The organism is Mucilaginibacter flavus, assembly GCF_030409315.1.
In the GTDB taxonomy this organism is placed as follows: domain Bacteria; phylum Bacteroidota; class Bacteroidia; order Sphingobacteriales; family Sphingobacteriaceae; genus Mucilaginibacter; species Mucilaginibacter flavus.
Genome location: NZ_JAUFPS010000032.1, coordinates 135,333 through 142,670, shown reverse-complemented (window position 1 = coordinate 142,670; position 7,338 = coordinate 135,333). Strand labels below are relative to the sequence as shown.

Below are 7,338 nucleotides of genomic sequence, written 5' to 3'. Positions count from 1 at the left end.
AGCACAAAGGCTTGTTTGTAATGATATTAACAAATTGAAACAACTATTAAATTAGAATGCAACAGCCCTGCTCTCAAGAGGGGGCGCGCCGGAATGAGCGATTGCAGGGGTGTGTTTGCCAGCGTTTCTCTTCGCTTTCATAAACACACCCCTCCGCCCCTCTCAAGAGGGGATTCGCACATGCCCCAATTTACCGCCCCGTTATTTCCTGATATATTAAAGCCATATTAATCATCAGCATAAAACAATTAACCCGTATATTCATTTGATTGGATATACTTTATTACTGTTTTATGCCTGCAAAAGAATACCCTTTTTACCTCAAGAGCACCGTTATCATGTTCGGGCTTATTTTATTGGTTTACATCATGTTTCAACTTGCGGATGTATTTGTGCCGATAGCTTATTCATTGTTTGCCGCCATTTTACTCAATCCGCTCTGCAATAAATTAGAGGAACGTAAAATCCCAAAAGTATTGGCCATAAGCCTCACCCTGTTATTAGCATCTGTTGCCATAGCCGGTGTATTTTATTTCCTATCAACCCAAATCATCCAATTCGGCGACTCATTACCAATGCTGCAAAAAAAGCTGGGCGCTATATCCGTAACTACACAGCAATGGGTAGCTACAACTTTTGGTTACACCATTCAAAAGCAAAACCAACTTATTAAGGAAGCTATGGATAATAGCCACGCTTTGCTGGGCAGTACTTTAGGATCGGTAGTTGGGGTGCTAGGGTTGGTATTTATTATCCCGGTGTATGTATTCCTGGTACTTTATTATAAAACCCTGCTGCTTAACTTTTTTTACGAAGTATTTTCTGAAGAGAACACCAAACGCGTTGCCGAAGTACTCAAAGAGACCAAAACAGCCATTCAGAGTTACATTATTGGCTTACTTATTGAAATGATGATTGTGGCAGCCATGAACTCGGTGGCGTTGGTATTATTAGGCGTAAAATATGGAATACTGATTGGCGTAATAGGAGCCATACTAAACCTGGTGCCTTACCTGGGCGGCATTATCGCCATTGCCCTGCCGGTGTTGATGGCTACGGTAACCAAAGATGGTTACGGCACACAATTAGGGGTGATCATCGCTTACATGGTGATCCAGTTTATTGATAACAATGTACTGGTACCCCGCATTGTATCATCCAAAGTACAGATCAACGCGCTAATGTCTATCATTGTGGTGCTATTAGGCAACATGCTTTGGGGGCTATCGGGCATGTTCCTTTCCATCCCCTTTGTGGCGGTACTCAAAATTATCTTCGACCGGATAGACGGCCTCAAACCCTGGGGCAAACTTTTAGGCGATACCATCCCCGTTCATCACAAAGGAGATATTTGGGGACGTAGAAAGAAAATCGTTCATTAGTTCATTGGTTTTGTCTGATGAAGCTGTGATTCAGGATTCTATCTAACATCATAAAAAAAGCGTCATTGCGAGGAACGAAGCAATCTCCCGGTTTACAGAGCGACTCTGTATAGTTAGGGATTGCTTCGTACCTCGCAATGACGCTACTATTATTGGTTACTTTATTTTGAACTTTTCACCAATGAACCAGTGAACTAATAAACCAATTAGTATCTTAAACTCTTCACCAATGAACTAATGAACCAGTGAACCAATAAATCAATTAGTGGTTCACTCCGTTTTCACCTTTATTCAAAGTTCCGTTGATGTACAGCACCTGATTTACTTTTTTAGGATCGCCCTGGTATACCCACACAATGTTGTTGATATAGGTTTTAAAGGCATTGTTAACCTGCTCGGTAGTTAATTTCTTAACATCATCAACCAAAGTTAATGAGCGTTTCCAGTTATCAAACAACACCTCGTTTGATGCAATTGATGATGCCTGGGCGCTGTTGGTTTCGTTTTTATAATAAAAACCGGTGAGGTAAGTGATCTTCATGTTGGCTACTTCCTCGGGTTTAAAACCTTCGGTTTTTACCTTGTCAACCAATTTGTCAAATACAGCAATGTACTTATCAGGCTGCGTGGTTGACACCGAAAAACGGGCTGTTGAAGTTTGACCAACACTAAACCATGCTTGCGGCGCATATGATAACCCATTGTTGGTACGCACATCTAAAAAGTGGCGGTTTGCAAAAATCCGCATCGCTACGTTAAAGGCGTCAAAGTCCTCATTACCCGGAATTGGGCCGCTGGTTACACCTTCTACATAGTTGGTTGCCAGGTCGCGCTGCTCAACATTGATGCTGTTTTTATATACCTTGAATGATGATTTTTTAAACTCAAATGGATTGCCTTTTTTAACACCGGCAAGCAACGCTTTTACTTTGGCTTCAATAACCGACTGATCCAAATCGGCAACTACCACAATTACCAGGCGCGATTTAGTGAAAATGCTGGTATAAAATGCCTTTGTTTCTTCGGGCGTTAGCTTAGTAATAATATCTACCGTTCCTTCGGGCTCTTTGGCGTAATCACGGTTAACAAAGGCCACTTTGTTGGCCAGTTTATCAATGGCTGCGTCGGGCTGCGAGTCTTCGGCTTTTAAATTATTGATCGCATCCTGTTTAATACGGGTAAATTCTTTGGCATCAAAACGGGGTTGGGTCATGGCTTCGGCATATAACGGCCAAACCACGTCAAAGTCGCTTTTAATACAATTCATCCGTACTACCGAATAGTTTTTGTTTGTAGAGCCGTAAACCGTAGCGCTTACTTTATCCAATATATCCTTAAACGCGTTTTTATCGTGCGCAACGGTACCGCACTCGGTAAGCGCGCTCATCGCCATCGATTCAATGCCCATTTTATCGGCTTTGTAATTTTGCACTCCACCCTTAATAATGGTTTGTATTTCTACAATATCGTTACCGCTGGGCTGCACAATTACTTTTACGCCATCAACCATAGTTTCATAAGCCGCCTTTTGCGCCTGTGCTGTTTTTATATTTCCTACCGCCGCTGCAATCAACAGGGCGAATACATATTTCTTCATCATGATAAGTCTTTTAAAATTACTTAGCTACAAAAAATGAAGCTACATTGGTTTGTTTACTCAAATCAGGGGCAATAATAATACCTGCCGCGTAAGGTTTGCCGGTTACATAGGTATCTACAAATTTTTTGATATCGTCGCGACTAACTTTTTGATAATTGCTATCCAGATCGGTATAAAAATTAAGCGACGTACTGCACCATTGGTAGCTAAGCTGGCTGGCCAGTGATGATGGCTTTTCTTTACGATGTACGCTATTCCTCAAAAGTATAGCCTTGGCATCTTTCAACTGCTCGTCGGTATAATAATCTGCCTTGCCCCATTGGCTAATCTGGTTCATCACCTCATCGTAGCACTCCTTAAGTTTGGTGGGATTAGGAATAACAGTCATATCAATCGGGCCAACATATTTGCTGGTAGTATAACCCGGATACACGCCACTTGCCAAGCCCTTATCAACCAAAGCCTGCTGTAATTTTGAGGAGTTTAAGCTTAATATGGTGGTAAATACATCGGCAGCAACGGTAGAGGCCGAATCTGTTAGGTAGGATGGACCTTGCCATGAAATTTGCATGTAAGGCGTTTGCGCTATGGTACTTTCCTTTATGAAATATTCATTTTTAGTTAACGGCTTAAACGGAGGGATAGGGTATTTCTCGTGCGGATTAAAGCCGCTGCTTTCCCAATCGCCAAATATTTTTTCGGCCATGGCAAAAGCCGCGTCGTGCTTTACATCGCCGCAAATGGTAAGCAAACTGTTGTTAGGGAAATAGTATTTGTTTTTGATGATCATCATCTTCTCCGGCGTGGCCGTGTTGATCACTTCGTGAATACCTATCGCGTTTTTACGGGTGATCAAATCGCCCCATAGTTTTTGCTGAATACCATACCATAACTGGAAACCAGGATCACTCTCGGCGCGCTGAAACTCGCCATCCACAACCGGGCGCTCTTTCTTCATATCCTCCTCACGGTAAATAGGGAAACGGATAGCGGCATTCATGAATTTTAAGCCGGCGTTAAGGCTGTCTCTGTCAAACGTAAAAAAGTAATTTACACGCTCAACATCGGTAGTGCCGTTAAAAATAGCCCCTAATTCCTGTATGCGTTTTAAAAATGCTTCCTGGTTAGGGTAATCCTTATTGGCCTTAAAAAACATGTGTTCAAAAAGGTGGCTTAGTCCGCTGTATTCCGGTCCTTCGGTGTAGGCACCGTTTTTTACAGCAATTTCAATGGTAGCCAGCGGCACCTTGCTGTTTTCAATAACAACCACTTCCAAACCGTTTGGAAGCTTTTTCCAGAAGTAGCCTTCCGGCAGCCGGGGTTGCGCCACTGCGAGGCAAACGCTAAATACCCCGATAACACTAAGTGTTAAGGTTTTGATAAAATTTGAGGTCATACTTTTATAATGTTAATAAACACTATAAATATATCGGTATAAAATATGAAACCGAAAACTTTTAACCTTTTTAACTTAATTATTAGTTTACAAACCCGATTTAATGCTGTTGTAAGGCAAGCCCAGATCATCAATTGAGTATTGACTTAACACACTATCTTTAAGGGTAATGTAATCGCCCCTGCCACTCACCAGCCAGTGTTCTTCGCCATCTTTATTAACTACGGTAGGTATAGTTGCCGATACTACCTTGCCGGCGGTATCCAATTCCAAAATATGCAGCTCTTTCTTCGGATCGGTCGGGTCACGGAAAGGGATAATAACAGTTTGATTATTATCATCAACAAAGTAGCCGTAAAGCGTTTGGCCAAGCAAATCGGCAGGGTGAACACTTAGTAGTTTTTTAGCGGTTTCTGCCGATACACCGGTGATCTTCAAACGTACAATATTACCGTCACCATCTTTCAAGGTATCCTGCATGGTAGCCATTTGGGCGCTCGGGTATTTAGCGATAGCGTAATAGTTGTTAGCCCCCGTATTTTTATCGCTATGACCAGGTATGAGGTAGCAAAGCTGCAGATTTGGCAAGGCCGAACTATCTGATTTTATTTTACCCGCGATAGCTAATAATTGATCCCTGGTAAGCCTGCCATTGATATGTACCAAAACTTTACTCGCGGTATCAGATTTGGTTACTTTAGATATGGTATAATGTGGAACCTCTTTTTTAGTACAGCCGAATGCTGAAAGTACGATTAAACAAAGCAGTATATATGTTGTGTTTTTCATAACGTGCAAAGATAGTTGATTTGGTTGATTGGGAGAGTGGTTGATTTGGTTGGATTAAGTTGACTGAGGCATGCTTTTTCATGTAGAGACGCAATATTTTGCGTCTCCCACTGTACAGAGTGAATATATTGAGGCGATTGCTTGGCGCCAATTCAACTGGCGGATTTGCACGCGGGAGACGCAAAATATTGCGTCTCTACATAAACTCAGCATCTAAAGGATAAGTGCTCACCCGAACCTCGCACCCCGATCCCCGCAACACAACTAAATAATCCCATGCAAAGCTCCACCCGGTTCACCCATTTTATCAACCATAGCCTCAACTTCGGGAACACGTTCCAACACAGGCGCATGGTGGGGTTTAATTCGGGCGTCAATAATAAGCGGACCGGTACAGCCCCAGTGTTTATGTTCGGTGAAGCTGCCAATGCCGTAAATATCGTGCGATGGGTTACTGCGGGTAAAGGTTATCCATACAAAATTATTGATGTTGGCTGCCGCGAAGGTGGCGTCATCACACAGTACCATAAGTGCAAGGCCGTCCAGTTCGTCTTCTTCTTCCTTAAGGCGGTATTCTATGATGCTGATGATGTTATCGATATCTTTATGGTTAACGTGTTTGGGCACTTCAATCATCAATACACCCGGCATAGCCATTTTAATATTGCTGATAGGTTTTGGCAAATCAAACCACGATGGTAACTCTGTCCAAAGTTCCCGCTTAACATCGCCGGCAACGGTGATGGCTACCTTACTGCCCGTGTTCAGGCCATCGCCGCTATAATCAAGTGTATCGATGGTGGTGCGGGTATAAAAATGCAAATCGCGGGTAAAGTCTGCACGTTGCAGCATGTGCAGCAGGAAGGCTTCAATATCGTTTACATCTAAAGATGGATCATCCTCCTTAGCGGCTATCAGCAGGTATTTGGCTAAGCTTAACTGGCTTTTGCCCAAAATATGATTAGCTATAGTAAGTATCTCTTGTGGACGACGCTCCTTAATATACGGCGTGTAACGCTCGCTGCCGATGGCAAATAATAAAGGGTGTACACCTGCCGCGTCCACCGCGTTAACGGCATGCAGTCCGGGAATTTCCTTCGGGATAGCAGCCCCGCTAATTTCATGAATCAAGGCCCCGAAACTGGTATCTTCCTGCGGCGGTCGGCCCACAACCGTAAACGACCAAATAGCGTCCTTACGGTGATACACATTGTGCACTTTCATCAGCGGGAAAGGATGCGTTAAACTATAATAGCCCAGGTGATCGCCAAAAGGGCCTTCGGGTTTATTTTCATGCGGCATCACTGTACCGGTAATCACAAAATCGGCATCCGAAGAAATACAGAAACCTTCCTCGTCATAAAAATACCGGAAACGGCGATTACCCAAAGCACCCGCGAACGTCATTTCAGATAAACCCTCGGGCAATGGCATTACCGCGGCCACCGGGTGACTTGGCGGACCACCCACAAATATGCTCACCTTTAAAGGTTGGCCCTTAGCATTTGCTTTGGTTTGATGTACGCCGATGCCGCGGTGCAATTGGTAATGTAAACCAATTTCCTCGTTTAAAATATAATCGTTACCTGCCAGTTGAATACGGTACATGCCCAGGTTGGCATTCATGATGCCCGGTTTATCGGCATCTTCGGTATATACCTGTGGCATGGTTACAAACGGACCACCATCCATTGGCCAGTTCACAATTTGTGGAATATCGCTGATCTTGCATTTACCAAAGTTTACCGGCGCGTTGCTACCGCCTTTCATGGGCAAAGCCGATAGGGCAGTTAACGCGATATTGGTATATTTAAAAGGAGATTTGATAGCTTTTAGCGGATCATTCTTAAGTTCCACCAGGGTTTTGATCTTATCCAGCGTATCTCTGAAAATAAATTTAGATCGCTCCAGCGTACCAAACAAATTCGACACCGCCGGAAACTTACTGCCTTTTATATTTTCAAATAAAATGGCCGGTCCCTGGTTTTCAAATACCCGCAGGTGAATGGCCGCCATCTGCAGGTATGGATCAACCTCTTCCTTAATCCGCACCAAATGACCATGTTTCTCCAGGTCGGCAATACAAGCCTGTAAACTTTTATAACCCATGGGGCGAAATTAGTCATTAGTCATTGGTCATTAGTCATTGGTGGCTATTTTTTTACCGATGA

Annotated in this window: 5 protein-coding genes; 1 reads left to right on the top strand and 4 read right to left on the bottom strand. The window is 43.3% G+C overall.

Annotation, left to right across the window (positions count from 1 at the left end; genetic code table 11):
- Positions 1–293: 293 nt before the first annotated feature.
- Entirely contained in the window at positions 294–1,382 is a 1,089-nt protein-coding gene (locus tag QWZ17_RS15180; RefSeq protein WP_290306108.1) for an AI-2E family transporter, read from the top strand.
- A gap of 262 nt (positions 1,383–1,644) precedes the next feature.
- On the opposite strand, the gene QWZ17_RS15175 is transcribed toward QWZ17_RS15180, so the two are convergent.
- From QWZ17_RS15175 to QWZ17_RS15160, 4 genes are all read right to left on the bottom strand, one after another.
- Positions 1,645–2,982: a M16 family metallopeptidase gene (locus tag QWZ17_RS15175; protein ID WP_290306107.1), complete on the bottom strand. Its 1,338-nt coding sequence runs from the start codon at positions 2,980–2,982 to the stop codon at positions 1,645–1,647.
- A 16-nt stretch (positions 2,983–2,998) separates the two neighbouring features.
- Entirely contained in the window at positions 2,999–4,378 is a 1,380-nt protein-coding gene (locus QWZ17_RS15170) for a M16 family metallopeptidase (RefSeq protein WP_290306106.1), read from the bottom strand.
- Between the two features lie 87 nt (positions 4,379–4,465).
- On the bottom strand, positions 4,466–5,167 hold the full coding sequence (locus QWZ17_RS15165; RefSeq protein WP_290306105.1) for a hypothetical protein: 702 nt from the start codon (positions 5,165–5,167) through the stop codon (positions 4,466–4,468).
- Positions 5,168–5,431: 264 nt separating this feature from the next.
- Positions 5,432–7,276, bottom strand: a complete 1,845-nt coding sequence (locus tag QWZ17_RS15160; RefSeq protein WP_290306104.1) for a UbiD family decarboxylase — start codon at positions 7,274–7,276, stop codon at positions 5,432–5,434.
- Positions 7,277–7,338: the final 62 nt, after the last annotated feature.